The sequence below is a fragment of the Prauserella marina genome (assembly GCF_002240355.1).
GTDB classification, from domain to species: domain Bacteria; phylum Actinomycetota; class Actinomycetes; order Mycobacteriales; family Pseudonocardiaceae; genus Prauserella_A; species Prauserella_A marina.
This window is the reverse complement of sequence record NZ_CP016353.1, coordinates 937,483-955,262: the sequence shown is the minus strand read 5'-3', so window position 1 is coordinate 955,262 and position 17,780 is coordinate 937,483. Positions and strand designations below refer to the sequence as shown.

General features: G+C 67.1%; 20 protein-coding genes. 9 read left to right on the top strand and 11 right to left on the bottom strand.

The features are described from left to right. Positions 1-34 precede the first annotated feature (34 nt). From BAY61_RS04310 to BAY61_RS04300, 3 genes are read left to right on the top strand one after another with little or no spacing between them, the layout of a single operon-like run. Positions 35-802 carry a TetR/AcrR family transcriptional regulator gene (locus BAY61_RS04310; RefSeq protein ID WP_091810363.1) on the top strand — a complete coding sequence of 256 codons (768 nt, stop codon included), beginning with the start codon at positions 35-37 and terminating at the stop codon, positions 800-802. Continuing rightward, positions 799-1,143, top strand: a complete 345-nt coding sequence (locus BAY61_RS04305; RefSeq protein WP_091810365.1) for a DUF4873 domain-containing protein — start codon at positions 799-801, stop codon at positions 1,141-1,143. Before BAY61_RS04310 ends, BAY61_RS04305 begins: the two co-directional genes overlap by 4 nt. A 41-nt stretch (positions 1,144-1,184) precedes the next feature. Next, on the top strand, positions 1,185-1,685 hold the full coding sequence (locus BAY61_RS04300; protein ID WP_091810367.1) for a superantigen-like protein SSL4: 501 nt from the start codon (positions 1,185-1,187) through the stop codon (positions 1,683-1,685). 78 nt (positions 1,686-1,763) lie between these two features. Here BAY61_RS04300 and BAY61_RS04295 read toward each other — a convergent pair whose 3' ends face one another. After that, on the bottom strand, positions 1,764-1,994 hold the full coding sequence (locus BAY61_RS04295) for a DUF3107 domain-containing protein (RefSeq protein ID WP_091810369.1): 231 nt from the start codon (positions 1,992-1,994) through the stop codon (positions 1,764-1,766). Between the two features lie 42 nt (positions 1,995-2,036). Next, positions 2,037-2,693, bottom strand: a complete 657-nt coding sequence (locus tag BAY61_RS04290; RefSeq protein WP_091810561.1) for a ferritin-like fold-containing protein — start codon at positions 2,691-2,693, stop codon at positions 2,037-2,039. A 405-nt stretch (positions 2,694-3,098) separates the two neighbouring features. Here BAY61_RS04290 and BAY61_RS04285 point away from each other — a divergent pair, with 405 nt between their 5' ends. Together BAY61_RS04285 and BAY61_RS04280 are read left to right on the top strand one after the other, a co-directional pair. Continuing rightward, entirely contained in the window at positions 3,099-4,781 is a 1,683-nt protein-coding gene (locus BAY61_RS04285) for a DEAD/DEAH box helicase (RefSeq protein WP_176879913.1), read from the top strand. Positions 4,782-4,785: 4 nt separating this feature from the next. Beyond that, positions 4,786-6,312 carry an Rv3212 family protein gene (locus BAY61_RS04280; RefSeq protein WP_091810373.1) on the top strand — a complete coding sequence of 509 codons (1,527 nt, stop codon included), beginning with the start codon at positions 4,786-4,788 and terminating at the stop codon, positions 6,310-6,312. Positions 6,313-6,447: 135 nt separating this feature from the next. On the opposite strand, the gene BAY61_RS04275 is transcribed toward BAY61_RS04280, so the two are convergent. From BAY61_RS04275 to BAY61_RS04255, 5 genes are all read right to left on the bottom strand, one after another. Continuing rightward, entirely contained in the window at positions 6,448-6,798 is a 351-nt protein-coding gene (locus BAY61_RS04275; RefSeq protein ID WP_091810375.1) for a hypothetical protein, read from the bottom strand. A 25-nt stretch (positions 6,799-6,823) separates the two neighbouring features. After that, entirely contained in the window at positions 6,824-7,684 is an 861-nt protein-coding gene (locus tag BAY61_RS04270) for a RecB family exonuclease (protein WP_091810562.1), read from the bottom strand. 115 nt (positions 7,685-7,799) lie between these two features. Next, the gene (locus tag BAY61_RS04265; protein ID WP_091810377.1) at positions 7,800-8,669 is read right to left on the bottom strand and encodes a PHP domain-containing protein; all 870 of its coding nucleotides are present in this window, start codon (positions 8,667-8,669) and stop codon (positions 7,800-7,802) included. Positions 8,670-8,693: 24 nt separating this feature from the next. After that, positions 8,694-9,257: a PH domain-containing protein gene (locus tag BAY61_RS04260; RefSeq protein WP_091810379.1), complete on the bottom strand. Its 564-nt coding sequence runs from the start codon at positions 9,255-9,257 to the stop codon at positions 8,694-8,696. A gap of 20 nt (positions 9,258-9,277) precedes the next feature. Continuing rightward, entirely contained in the window at positions 9,278-9,439 is a 162-nt protein-coding gene (locus BAY61_RS04255; protein WP_170140312.1) for a hypothetical protein, read from the bottom strand. Between the two features lie 158 nt (positions 9,440-9,597). On the opposite strand from BAY61_RS04255, the gene BAY61_RS04250 reads away from it, so the two are divergent. After that, complete coding sequence (locus tag BAY61_RS04250) at positions 9,598-9,996, top strand: NUDIX hydrolase (RefSeq protein WP_091810383.1); 399 nt, start codon at positions 9,598-9,600, stop codon at positions 9,994-9,996. Here BAY61_RS04250 and BAY61_RS04245 read toward each other — a convergent pair. From BAY61_RS04245 to BAY61_RS04235, 3 genes are all read right to left on the bottom strand, one after another. Next, positions 9,993-11,612 (bottom strand): acyl--CoA ligase family protein, encoded by a 1,620-nt coding sequence (locus BAY61_RS04245; RefSeq protein WP_091810384.1) that lies wholly within the window; start codon positions 11,610-11,612, stop codon positions 9,993-9,995. The two genes, BAY61_RS04250 and BAY61_RS04245, sit on opposite strands and share 4 nt — an antisense overlap. Before the next feature lie 67 nt (positions 11,613-11,679). Continuing rightward, positions 11,680-12,786, bottom strand: a complete 1,107-nt coding sequence (locus tag BAY61_RS04240) for a DUF2332 domain-containing protein (RefSeq protein WP_091810386.1) — start codon at positions 12,784-12,786, stop codon at positions 11,680-11,682. Beyond that, complete coding sequence (locus BAY61_RS04235; RefSeq protein ID WP_091810388.1) at positions 12,779-13,282, bottom strand: MaoC family dehydratase; 504 nt, start codon at positions 13,280-13,282, stop codon at positions 12,779-12,781. Before BAY61_RS04235 ends, BAY61_RS04240 begins: the two co-directional genes overlap by 8 nt. A gap of 315 nt (positions 13,283-13,597) precedes the next feature. Here BAY61_RS04235 and BAY61_RS04230 point away from each other — a divergent pair, with 315 nt between their 5' ends. The 3 genes from BAY61_RS04230 (at position 13,598) to BAY61_RS04220 (ending at position 16,434) form a co-directional block, all read left to right on the top strand. Beyond that, positions 13,598-14,689, top strand: coding sequence for a magnesium and cobalt transport protein CorA (locus BAY61_RS04230; RefSeq protein ID WP_091810563.1), 1,092 nt, complete (start codon positions 13,598-13,600; stop codon positions 14,687-14,689). 209 nt (positions 14,690-14,898) lie between these two features. Beyond that, a complete protein-coding gene (locus BAY61_RS04225; protein WP_091810389.1) occupies positions 14,899-15,582 on the top strand; it encodes a metallophosphoesterase family protein in 684 nt (227 codons plus the stop codon). A 9-nt stretch (positions 15,583-15,591) separates the two neighbouring features. Further along, complete coding sequence (locus BAY61_RS04220) at positions 15,592-16,434, top strand: ParB N-terminal domain-containing protein (protein WP_091810391.1); 843 nt, start codon at positions 15,592-15,594, stop codon at positions 16,432-16,434. Positions 16,435-16,511: 77 nt separating this feature from the next. Here the strand turns inward: BAY61_RS04220 and BAY61_RS04215 are convergent, their stop codons facing one another. Further along, positions 16,512-17,699, bottom strand: a complete 1,188-nt coding sequence (locus tag BAY61_RS04215) for a Fic family protein (RefSeq protein ID WP_211323645.1) — start codon at positions 17,697-17,699, stop codon at positions 16,512-16,514. Positions 17,700-17,780: the final 81 nt, after the last annotated feature.

Here is a 17,780-nt window from a genome sequence, read left to right as displayed (position 1 = left end):
TGTGTAACTTCTAGTAACAGTTACTTCTGGTAGCATGATGGCCATGGCTGATCGTGTCAAGCACACCGGCAAAGCCGCCGAAGGCCCGAAAAGCGACGCGAGAAGGGATCGCTGGCGCAAGCACCGCATCGCCAGGCGCGCCGAATTCGTCGAAGCGGCACTGAAAGCACTCGACGAACACGGCCCCGAACTCGGCATGGAGGACGTCGCCGCGGCCGCCGGTGTCACGAAGCCGGTGCTGTACCGGCACTTCGAGGACAAGGCCGACCTCTACGTCGCGCTCGGCCAGCGGGGCACCGAACTGCTCTTCGAACGGCTGCTGCCCGCGATCAACGCCGAACTGGCGCCGGTACCGCGCATCAGGATGGCGCTCAATGCGTTCTTCACGGTCATCGAGGAGCACCCGAACCTCTATCGCCTGCTCGCCCGCAACGCCTTCGCCGACAAACCGGCTGGTTCCGACGTCGTCGCCGAGGACAAGGAGGTCATCGCCACGGCGCTGACCGCTCTGCTCGGCGACTACATGCGCATGTTCAACATGGATTCGGGGGCGGCGGAACCGTGGTCCTACGGCATCGTCGGCATGGTCCAGAACACCGGCGAGTGGTGGCTGGACAAGCGCACCATGAGCCGCGACAGCGTGGTCGAGTACCTCACGCGGATCATCTGGGCCGCCATCGACGGCCTCGCCCGCCAGCACGGCGTGACCATCGACCCCAACAAGCCACTCGACGCGAACAAGGTCGTCAAGCTCGCCCCCGTCGCGGGAGCGAGCGACCCCAAGACGGGAGAGAACCCATGAGCGAGCACGAGGAAGACGACTACACCGGCGAGGCGACGCTGCTGCTCGACGATGTCGAGTTGCCCGTCACGGTGCGGCTGCGCGGCCACTTCCAGCCCATCGACGGCTACTACCACTGGTACGGAAGGGTTTCCGCCAGCGACCGGGTTTCCGAGCTGGCCGGTGGCAGAAAGAAGAAGGTCGAGATCAGGACCGAGCAGGGCACCGCGAGCGGCGAACTGTCCGACCCCGACCCGTGGGACCGGTACCGGATCATGGGCACGAGCACCCCGCCGTTCACGGTGCCGACCGCGCTGGACCAACTGGAGGACACCGACCATCCAGCGCAAATTTCCCATTAACAACTGGGAACCGAGTTAACGGCCGCTGCGCCAGAGCGGACATGGGAATCCGACACATTCCGCGCATCGCATTGCTCGCCGGACTGCTGACCATCGCGGGCTGCGGCGCGACAAGCCAGCAAGCGGGAACGCCGAGCGCTGTGACGCCCTCCCACAGCGCGGAGACTTCGGCCTCCCCGGCTTCCCCTGCCACGACGACCGAGCCCACCGAATCGCCTGAGCCGACGGACTCACCTGCCGAGCCGACCGGCTCCGCGCCGGAAGGCGACCCGCCGGGGACGCGGTGCCCGAACGTGGTGATCACCGCGGCCGAGGTTCCCGCCGACGTCTACGTCAGGGCGGGCACCGTCGACTGCGCGAGCGCCACGCAGTCGATGCAGGACTACTTCACGAAACTCAAGAACGGCGAGGGACCCGGCGCGGGCGGCAACGGCCCGGTGACCGTGGGCGAATGGACCTGCGCCAGCGGTACGGCGACCGATCCGTGGAGCCGCTGCTCGACCGACGACGGCAGGGAAATCGAGGCCGTGCTCTGGGAGTAGACGGTCCGGGAAAGAGGGTCAGCGCGAGAACGGGGCTCCGATCCGCCAGGGGCGGGCTCGGAGCCCCTTCACTCGTCGTCAGGAACCGACGGAGAAACCGACCTTGCGGGTGTCCGACGGCGCGATCTCGACATAGGCGATGCGACCGGAAGGCACCAGGAACGTGCGGCCCTTCTCGTCGGTGAGCCGGAAGAGGCCGTCCTCGGCACCGAGCGCCTCCGCGACCAGCTTCTCGACCTCCTCAGGCGACTGGCCACTGGACACCACGAGCTCCCGCGGGGTGTCCTTGATGCCGATCTTGACCTCCACGTGCAACCTCCGCCTGGTTATCCGGGTCTGTTCGAGTCAAGGCTAACCGAGACCGAGCACCTGCATCCGCTTGGTGTGGCCCTGCTGAAGCCTTCTGAACAACGCGGCGATGCCGGAAAGGTCGCCGGTGCCCGCCACGATCAGCTCCGCGAGCCCGTCCCGCTCGGCCACGATGTACTGGGCCTGCGTCAACGCCTCCCCCAGCAGCCTCCGGCCCCACAGCGCCAGCCGGTCGCGCTGGGTCGAGTCTGCCGCGATGGCCGCGGCGACTTCGCGCTCGGCGAACGCGGAGTGGCCGGTGTCGTCGAGCACGACGAGTACGAGCTGCCTGGTCTCCTCGTCGAGCAGTTGCGCGAGTTCGCGATAGAGATCAGCGGCGAGACTATCCACAACGTATGCCTTGACCAGCGATTCCAGCCAGGACTTCGGGGCGGTCGAGGTCTGGAAGGCGTCGATGTGCGACTGGAACGGCGCCATCGCCTCCTCGACGGAGATCCCGTACCCGGCGAGATGCCGCTCCAGGAGCGCGTAATGCCCGATTTCCGCCGCCGCCATCGACGCGAGCGCCGCCCTTCCCGGCAGCGTCGGCGCCGTGCGCGCGTCCTCAGCGAGCCGGTCGAACGCCGAGAGCTCGCCGTAGGCGAGCACCCCCAGCAGGTCAGCTACGCCAGGTCTGATCTGTGCCTTCGGCTCACTCACGGGTTCACCGTAGTTGAGTACGCCCGCTCGCAGAACGGCGCCGACCACCCAACCGGTCGAGCTTGCCCTCGCCGAGGTGGCGAGACAAACGACACGTGACCCAGTGCGAGCACGGTCACCAACCAAGCAGGTAGACAAGGTACACTTCGGACTGATAGTGAAGTTGCCACCGCATTGTGCGTCGCCGCATTCCGGCGAGAACGCACTACGGTCAACACACAGTGTGCGTGCACGCCTCGGCGGCATTCCCACGCGTGAGAGGTTCCGCGTGATCACCGTGAGCAGCGTGATCAGCCCCAAGCGAACCCCGTTCCGCGTGGTCGAGTGTCGCGGAATACCTGGCCGTGCGCGCTGGTATGAGAGAGGCGATCAGACATCGACCAGAACGACAGCACCACCGAGACCATCGAAAACACGGTAAGCGCCGGCACCGATCCGGTCGCACTGGAACACAGCGAGTCCGGGCAACCGGGAGTCGACACCTCACATCCGCTGACGGCAGGCTCCGACGCCGAGGCCCAGCGGGAAAACCCCACTTTCGCCGAATTCGGCGTCCACCCGGACATTGTTCGCGCGCTGGACGACGCCGGAATCAAGCGCACCTTCGCCATTCAGGCACTGACGCTGCCGCTCGCGATCGCCGGTGACGACGTCATCGGCCAGGCCCGCACCGGCATGGGCAAGACGCTGGGATTCGGCGTTCCGCTGCTACAGCGGGTCGAACTGCCAGGCGACGGAACTCCCCAGGCGCTCGTCGTGGTACCGACGCGGGAACTGTGTCTCCAGGTCGCACACGACCTCACCGACGCTGGCAAGCACCTCGGCGTCCGGCTCGCCGCCATCTACGGCGGGCGCCCCTACGAACCGCAGATCGCCACGTTGCGCAAGGGCGTAGACGTGGTCATCGGCACCCCCGGCAGGCTGCTCGACCTCGCCGAACAGCGGCACCTCGTGCTCGGCAAGGTCAAGACGCTCGTACTCGACGAAGCCGACGAAATGCTCGACCTCGGCTTCCTTCCCGACATCGAGCGCATCCTCAGAATGGTTCCCGAGAAGCGGCAGACGATGCTGTTCTCGGCCACCATGCCGGGGCCGATCATCACGCTGGCCAGGACGTTCCTGACCCAGCCGACCCACATCAGGGCCGAGGAGAACGACGCTGGGGCCGTGCACGAGCGAACGGCGCAGTTCGTCTACCGGGCCCACTCGCTGGACAAGCCCGAACTCGTCGCCAAGGTGCTCCAGGCCGCCGATCGCGGGCTGACCATGGTCTTCGCCCGCACCAAGCGCACGGCGCAGAAGGTGGCCGACGACCTCACCGAGCGCGGGTTCGCTGCCGCCGCTGTGCACGGCGACCTCGGCCAGGGTGCCCGTGAGCAGGCGTTGCGAGCCTTCCGGTCCGGCAAGGTCGACGTGCTCGTCGCCACCGACGTCGCCGCTCGCGGTATCGACGTCGAGAACGTCACGCACGTGGTGAACTACCAGACTCCCGAGGACGAGAAGACCTACGTCCACCGCATCGGCCGCACCGGCAGGGCAGGCAAGACGGGTGTCGCGATCACGTTCGTCGACTGGGACGAGATCCCCCGCTGGAAGCTGATCTCCGACGAACTGGGGCTCGACGCGACCGACCCGGTCGAGACGTACTCCACGTCGAAGCACCTCTTCGAAGACCTCGACATTCCCGAGGACGCGACGGGGCGGTTGCCGATGTCGAAGCGGACGCGGGCCGGTCTCGCGGCCGAAGAGGAAGAAGACCTCGGCGGCAAGCGCCGCCGTAACGGCGGTACCCCGTCCTCGCGCGGAACTGCCAAGCGGTCGAGCAAGCCCCGCAAGCGCACCCGCGGCGGAGTCGACGCCGGGTCCGAACCGGGCGAGGCGGAACCGGCCTCCGAGGCGAACGCACGCCCACGGCGGCGGCGCACGAGGAGCGGGAACAAGCCCGCAGGCGAGGCGCAGGCCACGACCGGTGACAAGCAGGAAACCGTCAGCGGTGAAGGTGCCGAACGGCCCGCGCGGCGCCGCCGTCGCCGCCGCTCGGGGCAGGGGGTGCCCAACACGACCGACACGCAGGCGAGGGCAGACTGAGCACGTGAACACCTCCTCCGGCCGGCATCGCAAGCAGGACACCGGCGACGTCCCGCCCGTGCTCGCTCCCGGTACGGAGGACGTGCTCGCGCCAGTGGGTCAGGGCGTGCCCGGTGACCACGCGGCCGACGCGAACATCACGGACACCGAGCACGGCAGTGACAGCCCGGACGACCCGGACGGTCCCGGCCACGCGGAGGGCGGTGCCGGGCGGCTGAGCGCCCACCGGCACCGCCCCGCCCGGCGTGGAGTGGGTGGCGAGCGTGCCGGAGGCAACGGGCGCCGGTCACCGTGGAACCGCCGTGGCGACCGGATCGCCGTCGCGTTGATCGCGGTGGTGAGTCTCACCACGGGCCTGCTGATCTGGGCGTTCAGTGACAATCGCGCCACCAGCCAGGAAGTCGCGGGGCCCGCGCCCGCGCTGCCTCCCGCTCCCGGCGAGGTGCCCGCGCAGCTCGCTGAGATCTGGCGAGCGGACAGCCAGGACACGCCCCTTCCCGTCGCCGAACAGAACTCCGTGATCACCGCGAGCGGAGGCGAGGTGGCCGGCCGCGATCCGCTGACGGGGGAAATCCGCTGGCGCTACGCAAGGGACCTTCAGCTGTGCACGGTGTCCGGGTCGTGGGACAGGGTGCTCGCCGTGTACCGCAAGGACGCCGGCTGTAGCGAGGTCACCCAACTCGACGCCGACAGCGGCAAGCGAACGGCCCAGCGCAACGGGGACGCCGAGCTCGGCACCCGGCTGGTCGGCGATGGCGACCACGTCACGACGACCGGAAAGCACCTGCTCAACACCTGGCGCAGCGACCTGGTGAAGAGCATGGAGTACGGCCAGGTCTACGCGCCGCAGAACCCGGAAAAGCAACCACGGACCGGGTGCGTCTACAGCTCGGTCGCCGCGGCGGCGGGCAAGGTCGGTGTCATCGAGCGCTGCGAGAACGACGGCGAGACGGCCTCGACGTCACCGGCAGCCGAACAGCCCGCCGCGGGGGACCGGCTCACCGTCCTCAAGGCAGCGAGTGAGGAAGCCGACGAGCCGGAGGAACTGTTCAGCACCCTGCTGCCCGGGGCGCAGGGTGTGCTCGTCGCGATGTCGGCCGATCACTCGGCCGTCGCGATGCCCGACGCCAACCAGCTCGCCGTCTTCGACGGTGACGGCAACGTCAGTGCCACCTACCCCCTCGACCTGCCGGCGCCCGACCTCGCGCGGCAGCCGCCCCAGGGTGTCGCTCCGACCTCGGAAGGGGTCCGCAACCTCTACTGGTTCACCGGTTCTCGCACGGTCGCGCTGGCAAGGAACGATCTCGCACCACAATGGACACTTGAGGACAGTCTCGGCCCGGGAACCCTGTTCGCTGGGCAATACGTGGTTCCCATCGCGGGCGGCCTCGCGGTACTCGACGAGCGGACCGGAGCCACGATCCGCACCATCGGGGTCGACCGGCAGGGTTACACCGGGCCGGTGGAGCTGGCCTCGGCGGGTCCGGTGCTGCTGGAACAACGTGGCGACACCGTGGTGGCCTTGCGATGAGCGAGGCGCCGGGCTGAGGTTGCCAGGCCCCGGCCCTGGCAGACTGCCGCCGAGCAGGCGGCTCGCGCGCCGAACACGGAGAATTCCGTGGCGCTACCGGAAGTCCTGCTCACCGAGCGGCATCGCGGGTCGCGATCAGGCCCACCAGAAGAACCACAACACCGAGGCGGCGACACCGGCGACGGCGACACCGGCCGCCGCCGCTTTCGCGCCGCTGTGCCGGTCGGCGAAGCGTTGCGCCGCGACACCGGCGACGGCGCCGGCGACATGTCCCAGCAGCGGCCACAGGCCGGGGCCGACCGCGCCGGTGACCCAGCCGAGTACGACGGCACCGAACACCGCGAGCGCGAGGATGACGAGCCCGGCTGCCAGTGAGCCGGTGACGCCGCGCCACAGCCTTCCGGCCCTCGGGTTGCCCTCCCCGCGAGGCGGCCGCCCCGCGTTCAGCCCGGCCGTGTCGAGTTCCGTCGTGTCAGACCCGGGCATGTCACTCCGTCTGTCGTGTGCGTGCTCAAGGAGCCAGCAGATCCCATGATCGCGCCGCCGGGGCCGCCTGCTGGCCTTCGGCGCAACTTGGCCTCAGGTCGCACCACGAGCAGCGCCTTCCGGTTCGCGCGGGAAACAACTCGTCCGCGTTTCCGTGTGCTGTCAGGGTATCCGTCGCGACCTGAAGTTCGGCTGCGGTCTCACCGGCTCGGGTGAGTTGCCTGCGCAGACTGTCCTCGGTGTGCTCGGCCGAGGCGACGGCGCCCGTTGGCAAGTGATGCAGTTCGACGCGGTGGCACGGGCGGCGCAGGGTGCGGGCGGCCGCGACGGCGTACATGGCGAGCGCCTGCGAGCCGCGTGCCTCGTATTCGTCGGGCTCGCGCTTGCCGGTCTTGTAGTCGATGATCACGAGTTCGCCGCCACGCTCGTCGATGCGGTCGGCCCTTCCCTCGACGATGAGCGACGGAGGCCCCTCGTCGGTGCTGACCGGCGCGGAAACCCACCTTTCGAGGCCGACCGGTTCGACCGCGACGTCGCTGCGCTCGACGTAGTCGCTCACCCACTGCTTGGCGCGTTCGCGGTAGCGGGCCGCCTGCCGCTCGTCGAGGAAGCCCGAGTCGTTCCATTGCTCCCCGACCAGCGCCGCTGCCCTCGCAGGAGTGCGGCGGCCGGCCGGCAGATCGAACAGCGCACGCAGCGCGTTGTGGACAACGGCGCCGAGCGTGCTGTGTGCCCACGGACCCGTCCGCTGCGGCGGGGGCCGGTCGAGATACGTCATGCGGTACCGACGCGGACAGTCGTCGAAGGTGGCGAGCCTCGCCGGCGTCACCTTGGTCAGCCGCTTCGGCTCGACCCCGAAGTCGAAACCCAGTTGCGCCACGCACATCACCTCGGACACAGGGTAGGCGAGGCCACCGACACCTTTTCCGGCCCGGGTCGAAGCAAGGGAGCTTTGCTATCGCCAAACGGCAGCAAAGCTCCCCCGCTATCGCTCTCGCCGCTCAGCCCGCGAAGACCGGCACGCCCGACGAACGGGCGACCAGCTCCTCGAACTCCTCTGGCTCCGTCGTCTCCTGGCCGATCGCGATGCTCTTGTTCGTGCCGTGATAGTCGCTGGACCCCGTGCGCACCAGGTCCAGTTCCTTGGCGAGATCCCGCAGCCTCGCCCTCGTCTCCTCGTCGTGGTTGGGGTGGTCGACCTCGATACCCGTCAGGCCGCGCGCCGCGAGTGCGGTGATCACCTCCGGCGTCACCGTCGGCCCCCTCGTGATCGCGAACGGATGTGCGAGCACGGTCACTCCGCCGGCCGCGCTGATCATGTCGATGGCTTCCTCGACGGGAGTGTCCGTCCTGGCCAGGTAATACCCGCGCCCGTTGCCGAGAAAGCTGGCGAACGCCTCGTCCACCGTGCTGACCACCCCGGCCCTCACCAGCGCCTGCGCCAGATGCGGGCGGCCCGCCGGTGCGTCGTCGGCGAGCAGGCCGAGTATCTCGTCGGCGTCGACGGGCAGCCCGTCCTCCGCCATCCGCACCGCCATCGCACGCAACCGCGCCCTCCGCTGCGCGCGCAGTCGCCGCTGCTCCTCGACGATCGCGGGCGAGGTCGGGTCGAAAAGGTAGGCCAGCATGTGCACGCTCACCTTCCGCCCGTACGCGTCAACCGACTCGCAAGACAACTCGGCGCCGGGAACCAGCCGCAGGCCTTTCGGCAGCGCGGCGGCGGCCTCCCGCCATCCGGCCGTCGTGTCGTGGTCGGTCAGAGCCAGCACGTCGAGACCGGCCTCCGCCGCCACGGCGACGAGTTCAGCCGGGGTGTCGGTGCCGTCCGAGACGTTCGAGTGGGTATGCAGGTCGATGCGCACACAGGCCATTGTCCTGCGGCGGCGGCGACGGGCTCAGCCGACCATCCGTTTCTTGCCTCGCGCCGCCCGCTGCGCCTTGATCATCGAGAACCGCTCCGCCTGCTTCTGCTTGTCTCCGAAGACCAGGTCCGAAATGGTGTCGTAGAACTCTTCGGGGCGCGGCAGGTACTCGATGCGGTTCAGCGCCTGGATCTGCCCCGCCGACTCGACGACCGTCGTGCCGTACCCGAGCATGCGGCCCCAGAAGGTGCGCTCGTAGGTGAGGTCGGTGACCTTGGTGATGGGCATCATCAGCACCTTGGTCGTCCACACACCCGTGGTCATGATGAACCGCTTGTCGGTGACGACGAGCCGTTCGACCCACCACTCGATGACCTTGTATGCGAAGCGCAGCACGACGACCAGCGCGAGATACCAGAGGATGTTCTGCACGATCCACATCGCCGGCGGCAGGATGTAGGACACCATCACGCAAATGGCGATGAGGGCAAGGGCCTCGAACATGTCCCAGGCCAGACAGGACCAATGCCGTCTGATCCGGATTACTCGTCGCTCGGTTTCGAGGAGGTACTCGTCTGGGTCGCGCGGCGCGAACATATAGGAAGACTAGCGCCGAATCAGCTGAATATGTTGCTCACGAAGGTGATCACAGCTTCGGCAGCCTCCCGCAGGAAGCCGATCACGTTGTTGACGAGGCCCGCTGCGTTGCCTGGCTGGGCGATCACGAAGAACAAGATCAACGCGAGGGCAGCGAGTCCCGCAAGCTTTTTCGCGTTCACGGCGATCAATCCCGTCTCTCGATTGCAGACCTGATGGCAAGGTGCCACTAAGTTTGTACCGCACTGCGCAGTGTTACGGGAGGAAAGTCCTGCGCTTGGGTCAGTAGGCTGCGCAAATCGGTCTAGTTGACTACAGAGCGTGAAAAATTGGAGGCCACATGCACATGGAACGGTGTGTCGGAGGCCTCGTTCACGACGAGGCCGGTCGGCTCCTGTTGATCAAAAGGCGGAACGAACCGGCACGCGGAAAGTGGTCGCTTCCGGGAGGCAGGGTCGAGCGCGGCGAGACCGACGCCGCCGCCGTCGTGCGGGAAGTGCTGGAGGAAACCGGTCTGCACGTGGAGCCGGGTGAGCTGGTCGGCGACCTCGTCATCGGCAGCTACGAGATCTTCGACTACCGCTGCACGGTGCGCGGTGGCGAACTCGCCGCGGGAGACGACGCCGAAGACGCGCTCTGGATCGACGCGGCCGGATTCGCCGTTCTGGAGGACAGGGGTGCACTCTCTGATGGGTTGGCCGACACACTGCGTGACTGGAGTGCTCTTCCACACTCCTAACCCTTGACCCGGGTGGCCTGCCCTGCCCAGTCACGTTCCCTCAATTGGAACTTCTGGATCTTGCCCGTCGAGGTCTTCGGCAGCTCGGCGACGAACTCGACGACCTCGGGAACCTTGTACCCGGCTATCAGTCCACGAACGTGGCCCAGCAACTCCTCCTCCGTGGTCCCCGCACTTTCGGGGTCCTTTCTCAGCACGACGTACGCCTTGGGACGCTCACCCCACTTCTCGTGCGGGACGCCGACGACGGCGACCTCCAGCACGGCGGGGTGCGAGTCGAGCGCGGCCTCCACCTCGATGGTCGAGATGTTCTCCCCTCCCGACACGATGATGTCCTTCGCTCTGTCCCTCAGTTCGATGTAGCCGTCGGGATGCCACACGCCGAGGTCACCCGAGTGAAACCAGCCGCCCCTGAACGCGTGCGCGGTCGCCTCGGGGTCGCCGAAGTAGCCAGACATCACGTTGTTGCCGCGCATGACGACCTCGCCCATCGTGACGCCGTCCCTCGGCACGTCGGTCATGTCGTCGGCGACGACCCTCACCCCGTCGGTGACGACCATGCCGACCCCCTGCCTCGCCAGCAGCCCGCTGCGCTCCTCGACGTCGAGCCTGAGCCAGCCGTCCTGCCACTCGCACACGGTGTAGGGCCCGTAGGTCTCGGTGAGTCCGTACACGTGAACCAGCCGGGCGCCAAGCGCCGACATCCGCTTGATGACGGTCGGGCTCGGCGGGGCACCCGCCGTCGTCACGACGACCTCACGGGAAAGCGGGTGAGCGCCGTCGTGGTTGGCGATCGTGTTGAGCACCGTGGGCGCCCCGTTGAGGTGGGTGACGCCTTCCTCGTCAAGCAGGCGCCAGATCTCGCCCGCGTCGATCGCGCGTAGGCACACGTGCGTGCCACCGGCCGCCGTGACCGCCCACGGGGTGCACCAGCCGTTGCAATGGAACATCGGCAGCGTCCACAGATATCGCGAACCTGGGCTGTGCGCCGAGTGGATGACCTCGGCGAGCGAGTTCAAGTAGGCGCCCCTGTGGTGGTACATCACACCCTTCGGCCTGCCCGTCGTGCCCGAGGTGTAGTTGATGGAGATGGTGGAGCGTTCGTCGGCGACGGTCCACGGGAGCGGTTCGTCACCGCCGAGGGCGAGCAGACCGGCGTAGGAGATCCCGCCGACGGCCGGGTCGGGCGCGACCCCTGTCGCGGGATCGGTGACGGTCACGATCTCGGTCACCGGCGAGCGCTCCGGCAGCGAGCGGTGCAGCGCCGAGTCGACGACGAGCACCTTGGCCCCCGAGTGTTCGAGGATGTAGCGGATCTCGGCCGGAGCCAGCCTCGTGTTGATCGCGACGAGCACCCCGCCGGCCAGCGGAACGGCGAAGTGCGCGACAAGCATCTCCGGGATGTTGGGCAGCAGGTACGCCACCCGGTCGCCGGGCCCGACTCCCGCCGCCCTCAGCCCGTGAGCGACCCTGGTGACCTCGTCGGCGAACTCGCGGTAGCTCACCTTCCGGTCGCCGTAGGAGATCGCGACCTTGTCGGCGAACACCTCGGCCGAGCGTTCGAGGAACGCCAGCGGGGTCAGCGGCGTGTACCAGGTGTCGTCGGCGGCGCCCATTCACACATCCTTCTCGATCGGGGACGCCGGTCACAAGACTCGCGAGTCGAACGAAAGGCGGAAAACGCTACCCGGCGAGCCAGGTCATCCGCTGCCCGTGCGCTCCCGCGAGCGCCAGCGCCTGCCCCTGCGCCGTACCGCCATCCCACTTGGCGACGCCCAGGGTCGCCTGCGCGGTCCGCGCGAAGGCGAGTTCGTCCCTTCCCGGGAGGACGTGCGAGAGCCCGACCTCGTAGCCGTCCAGCATGACCCACCACAGTGGACGGTCGGAGGCGAGTCGCGCGAGCGCCGAGACGAAGTCCTGCCTACGCTGAACGGAGAAGTAGGCGAGCAGGTGACTGGTGAAGACGACGAGCGGCAGTTCGGCGGGAACGCGCGCCGCTGCCCTCGCCAGGTCGTCGACCGCGTCCCCCTCGACCAGTTCGGGCACGTCCTTGCGCTGCGCGGCTGCCGCCGTACGCAACAACCGGATGCGATCGGGCTGATCGGCCCACACACACGCTTCGAGCCAGGCCAGTTCGTCCTCGTCGGCGGCGTCGACGGGCGAGCGGTCGAGTCCCACCTTGGCGCCGACGGTCAGTTTCTTGGGCACCTTGGGGGTTACGGCGCCCTCGCCGAGTTCCAGCGCGCAGTGAAGGCCGACGGGTGTCTTGGCAGGTCCGGCGGTGATCTGCTCACCACCATCGCACTGGTACTGGTAGGAGAACCGGTCCAGGCCAAGCAAAAGCCCGGCGCTACAGCCCACTTCGAGGAGGCCGACCTTGCCGCGCGCCTGTTTGGCGACCATCGCGATCGCCGGGTACAGCACGGCCGCCCTGCGGACCTCGTTGGTCTGCGTGAACCGGCTCCCGACGAGATCACGAACCTTGTCCGCCCGTTCGAGCAGAAACTCGCGGAACAGCGGCCAGGTCTGGCTGTCGACGCCGTCGAAACCGCCGAGTGAGGGGTAATACCGCGACAACGGGTGGATGGGATCGGCCTGCACGAGCCGGTGTGCCGCGGCGAGCAGCAGCGTCGGATGTGCCTCTTCCCCTTGCGCCGCCGTCAGCAGCGAGGCGACCTCGTCGTCGTCGGCGGCTTGGGCGGCCAGATGCTCGTACAGCGGCGAAACACCGTTCGCGTCGTGTTCGGCGAACCGGCGAAGCCGGTGTTTGATCGTGTCGAGATCACTCATGGGGCACCGGGCGCCCTGGTTGTTCCCCGCCGCGTCTCTCGCCGTAGGAACGCTTGGGAACCATCACTTTCCTCCGGAACGTGCACACGATGAGACCGTCCTGCTTGTAACCGCGGGTCTCGACGTAGACCACTCCCCGATCGTCCTTCGACGTCGACGGCGTCTTGTCGAGCACTTCCGTCTCACCGTAGATGGTGTCGCCGTGGAACGTCGGTTTGACGTGTTTCAGCGACTCGACTTCGAGGTTGGCGATGGCCTTGCCCGATACGTCGGGAACCGACATTCCCAGCAGCAGCGAATAGATGTAGTTGCCGACGACCACGTTCTTGCCGAAGTCCGTCGTCTCCCCCGCGTAATGCGCGTCGAGATGCAACGGGTGGTGATTCATGGTCAGCAGGCAGAACAGATGGTCGTCGTATTCGGTGACCGTCTTTCCCGGCCAGTGCTTGTAGACCGCGCCGACATCGAACTCCTCGAAGTATCGTCCGAACTGCACGTCTGGACCTCCTCGCGGTAACGTCACACCGCCCTGCGGCGACGTTGGGTGATGTTGAGGAGTACCCTTGACCATTGGTGCTCGGCACGTCAACGCGAGCAACACCACCCGCCGACCCGAGGAGGTGAGGACGCAGATGAGTAGTGGCGATAGTCCGCTCCCTAGTTCAGCCGGCGTCCCCTCGATCGTGGTCGGTATTCCGCACCACCTCTGAGGCACGGCCTACCGCATATCGGCGGGGCGCTGGCAGTGCCGAGCGGATCGGAATCCGCCGGCGCGTAGTCATCCTTCACGCGTCACAGCCAGGAGATGGTCATGCCTGCCATTCGCCCGCTCGGCGGTTTGCGCGGCCGAGGCCGCGCGAACAGCCGCACGGCCAGCGCCGTCACCCCCGTCCCCGTCCCGCTCTCGGCCTATGTCGTCGACTGCGGGATGTACATCGACGGTGTGCGGCAGCAGGGCGAACGCACGCCGGCCGAGGCCATCAGCGAGGTCAGGAAACGCGGCGAGGGTTTCGTGTGGATCGGCCTTCACCAGCCGGACGCCGAGCAGATCCAGGACATCGCCGACCTCTTCGGACTGCACGAGCTGGCGGTCGAGGACGCGGTGCACGCGCACCAGCGCCCGAAGCTCGAACGCTACGACGACACGTTGTTCATGGTGTTCCGCACGGTGCGCTACGTGGAGCACCAGTCGCCGACGACGGCCAACGAGATCGTCGAATCCGGTGAGCTGATGGCGTTTCTCGGCACGGACTTCATCATCACCGTCCGGCACGGAAACCACGCGGGCCTCGCGCATCTCCGCAGAGAACTGGACAGCGACCCCGAACGGCTCACGCCGGGCCCCGCTTCCGTGCTGCACGCCATCGCCGACCACGTCGTCGACCACTTCCTCGAAGTAACGGACAAGATCGAGGACGACATCGACGAGATGGAAACCGAGGTGTTCGCGCCGAGGACCGCGGTCACCTCGGAGCAGATCTACCTGATGAAGCGCGAGGTGCTCGAACTGCGCCGTGCGGTGTCGCCGCTGACGACACCATTGCGGCGCCTTTCCGAGGGCTACACCCGGCTGGTGCCCGACGAGGTCCGCTCCTACTTCCGCAACGTGCACGACCACGTGACGACGGTGGCCGAACGCGTCGAGTCGTTCGACGAACTGCTCACGACGCTCGTCGACGCCACGCTGGCGAAAATCACGCTCCAGCAGAGCGCCGACATGCGCAAGATCACCGCGTGGGCGGCGATCATCGCCGTTCCCACCGCGCTCGCCGGCATCTACGGCATGAACTTCGATTACATGCCAGAGCTGCATTCGCGCTACGGCTATCCGATGATCGTCGCGGTCATCCTCCTCGTCTGTTTGCTGCTGTACCGAATATTCCGGAAGAACCGCTGGCTCTGAGAGCCCGCTCGCCACCCCTTCCCGAATCTTCGATTTTCGTCCAGGAGTCCCCATGTCCCGCATGCTGACCAACCTGAAGTTCTGGGCACTGACCGCCGCCGTCGTCTGGATCGTGGCCGTGGTCGCCGTCATCGCGACAAACCCCGAGTACGCGCTCGGACCGCAGTAACGACCGGGTCGGGCGAGCCGGCCAGGCTTAGGCTTGGCTGATGCCGAGGGCACTTGTCGTCGCCGACGAGGTCGAGGAGCGGTTGTGGACCGGGTGCGGTCCCCTCCCCTCCGTCGACCTCGTGCTCGCGGCAGGTGATCTGCCGTTCGACTACCTCGACCATCTCGCGGGATCGCTCGACTGCCCGCTCGTGTTCGTGCCCGGCAACCACGATCCCGATCTGAGCGGCTTCACACGGTTTCGCGGACTGACGCTGCGCGCCGGATTTCCCGTCACCTGGCCGGGTCCCCTTGGCGGCGGCAACGCCGATGCTCGCGTCGTCGACGTCGCCGGCATCCGCGTCGCCGGTCTCGGTGGTTCTCCGCGCTACCGGCCTGGCCCCAATCAGTGGACGCAGCGGCAGCAGGCCCGCAGGGCTCGCACGCTCGTGCGCAAGGCGCTGTGGAAAGGCTTGCGGGCGGGCAGTCTCTCACCGAGAGTCGACGTGTTGCTGTGTCACGCACCGCCGCGAGGCGTTGGCGACCGGCCGGATCCCGCACACCAGGGATTCGACTGCCTGCACCGCACGGTGCGCAGGCTCAGGCCGAGATGGCTGCTGCACGGCCACATCCATCCGCACGGCGAGCGGGTCGCCGAGCACCGGATGGGGCCGACCAGGGTGCGCAACGTCGTGGGAGCGCACATCGTTGAGCTTGGTCCCCGCGATCAGGAACCGACACGCTGAGGAGCCACGGTGAACAGTCGAGACACCGGCTTTCCCAGGGCCGACGCCGAACACGATTTCCTCAGGGCGCGACGGAGGCAGGTGTTGTCGCGGCTGTCGAACTGGCTCAGGCGCGAACCCGACGACGTCAACATCATGCTGCCCTTCGACGAGGTGATCGAAGCGCTCGGCTGGGAGGGTGAGCGACGGATCGGGCTGAGGGTGATCCGGCTCGACTCCATCGTCGGCAGCGTGAACAGGGGAAGAGATTTCGACAGGCGGTTCCGGCCGACGTCGGGAAGGGTGCGGCAGCGGTGGGAGCGGCTCGCGCTGGCGAGCAGGCGAGGCGAGGCCATCCCGCCCATCGAGGTGTACCGCGTGGGTGAACTGCATTTCGTCGCCGACGGCCATCACAGGGTCTCGGTGGCGCACGCGCTCGGTCTCGACACGATCGAGGCGTACGTGACGCGGGTGACCACGAAGCTCGACGCGGGCGGCATCCGGTACCGCGGCGACCTGATGATCAAGGACTATCGCAGGCTGTTTCTCGAAAGAGTGCCGCTTGCCGGTGAGGCCCGCGCCGCCGTCGTTGTGTCGGATCCGTGGGACTACGCGGAACTCGGCGAGCACATCGAGGCGTGGGGATTCCGGCTGATGCAGGACGAGGGCGGCTTCCTCGACAGGGCGACGATCGCGGCGCGCTGGTACGAGTCGGAATACGTGCCGGTGGTGGCGATGCTGCGCCAGGCGGACCTGGTGGGCACGCGCACGGAGGCGGAAACGTACCTGTGGGTCGCCGGCGAGCGCTACCGGTTGATCAGGACGCACCGCTGGGACGACGAGGTCATCGAAACCCTGCGGGCCCAGCGCTAGGCCGACGCCTTCGTGCCGGACAAGGCGAATGTCGCCCCCAGCTCGCCGGACGGCGATACCGCTGCGCGGCCATGCGGTCAGCGGTGCCGCCCGCGACTGATGATGTTCAGAACATCGACGCATGCGAAGAGCCGGTTGGTCTGTTTGCCGGTCACCTCGCGAAGGATTCCGTATTCCACCAGGTTGCCTATCGCGTTATTGGCCGCCTGGAAGGTCTTGCCGGTCAGCCGACGCGCGGTCGGCACATCGATAACCGGATATCCGATCAAACCTTCCACGATCTGCAATGCAGATCCTCGAACATTATCGCCCCTCAACCTGCCGATCGTTTTTTCCCGAAATTCAAGCAGCTCCGAAATTGTCTGAACACCTTCTTCGGCCTGCTCCAGGACGGCAGTCGAGAAAAATTCGATCCACACATCGAACCGGCCTGTCTTCGACACCGCCAGCAAACCATCGATATAGTCGTCGCGGCGACGTTCCAGCCAAGGCGAAATGTTCAGCACCGGCATCTTCAGCACGCCATCCTCCAGCAGCTGCAGCACTGCCACAAGCCGCCCCAAACGACCATTTCCATCGTTGAAAGGATGCAGCGTCTCGAACTGGTAATGGGCAAGCGCCATCCGCACGACCACCGGGACACGAGAGTTCGTATTCAACCATTTTTCCCACGAGGAGACCCCATCCTCCAAGTACTGGCCAGGCGGCGGCGGCACAAACCTGGCGCGCGAGATGTCACCACCTCTCGAACCCACGTAGACCTGCTTCTTGCGGAGATCACCCGCCTCATAGGTGTCGCCCGCGGTTTCCCTGACGATGATCTTCTGCAGCCGACCTAGAACACCTCTACTTATCGGGCGAGTTTTCAACAACTCAGGAGCGACCTCGACGGCACGCACGAAATTCTGAATCTCCCGCTGCGGCGCAGACATCTGACTCTCTTCCAGAAAGTCTGCTTCGAGGACCTCGTCGTAGGCCGCATAGGTTCCTTCCAGCGCCGACGTACTGACCGCTTCCCGCCGGATGATCGGCCGCAACAGAAGGCCGGGATTCGGCAGTTGCGCCATGGCCTGGTCAAGCCGAGCCACGGCCATGGCAGCCCGCGTCGAGACATCGAGACTCGCGAGGCCGAGCCGGGGCTCATTCGGCAGCGCATCCGGCACGAAGGCCCAGTACCGAGTGGCCTCCCCACTCATGCCGGACGGCGGCAACGCAATGGGCACCAACTGTCCGACGGGAGACTCCCCAAGAGCGTCCAGATCCATGGTTAAAGTTTAGGGCCTGATACTTGAACACTGCCAGGTAGCATTAAAGTTTCAGGGCCAAAACTTGAATCACAACGGGTC

Excerpts from the sequence above, each read along its gene's own strand:
- BAY61_RS04310 (WP_091810363.1), top strand. The coding sequence starts at position 35 with ATGATGGCCATGGCTGATCGTGTCAAGCACACCGGCAAAGCCGCCGAA.
- BAY61_RS04305 (WP_091810365.1), top strand. The coding sequence starts at position 799 with ATGAGCGAGCACGAGGAAGACGACTACACCGGCGAGGCGACGCTGCTG.
- BAY61_RS04300 (WP_091810367.1), top strand. The coding sequence starts at position 1,185 with ATGGGAATCCGACACATTCCGCGCATCGCATTGCTCGCCGGACTGCTG.
- BAY61_RS04275 (WP_091810375.1), bottom strand. The coding sequence starts at position 6,798 with ATGCCCGGGTCTGACACGACGGAACTCGACACGGCCGGGCTGAACGCG.
- BAY61_RS04270 (WP_091810562.1), bottom strand. The coding sequence starts at position 7,684 with ATGTGCGTGGCGCAACTGGGTTTCGACTTCGGGGTCGAGCCGAAGCGG.
- BAY61_RS04265 (WP_091810377.1), bottom strand. The coding sequence starts at position 8,669 with ATGGCCTGTGTGCGCATCGACCTGCATACCCACTCGAACGTCTCGGAC.
- BAY61_RS04260 (WP_091810379.1), bottom strand. The coding sequence starts at position 9,257 with ATGTTCGCGCCGCGCGACCCAGACGAGTACCTCCTCGAAACCGAGCGA.
- BAY61_RS04250 (WP_091810383.1), top strand. The coding sequence starts at position 9,598 with ATGCACATGGAACGGTGTGTCGGAGGCCTCGTTCACGACGAGGCCGGT.
- BAY61_RS04245 (WP_091810384.1), bottom strand. The coding sequence starts at position 11,612 with ATGGGCGCCGCCGACGACACCTGGTACACGCCGCTGACCCCGCTGGCG.
- BAY61_RS04240 (WP_091810386.1), bottom strand. The coding sequence starts at position 12,786 with ATGAGTGATCTCGACACGATCAAACACCGGCTTCGCCGGTTCGCCGAA.
- BAY61_RS04230 (WP_091810563.1), top strand. The coding sequence starts at position 13,598 with ATGCCTGCCATTCGCCCGCTCGGCGGTTTGCGCGGCCGAGGCCGCGCG.
- BAY61_RS04225 (WP_091810389.1), top strand. The coding sequence starts at position 14,899 with ATGCCGAGGGCACTTGTCGTCGCCGACGAGGTCGAGGAGCGGTTGTGG.
- BAY61_RS04215 (WP_211323645.1), bottom strand. The coding sequence starts at position 17,699 with ATGGATCTGGACGCTCTTGGGGAGTCTCCCGTCGGACAGTTGGTGCCC.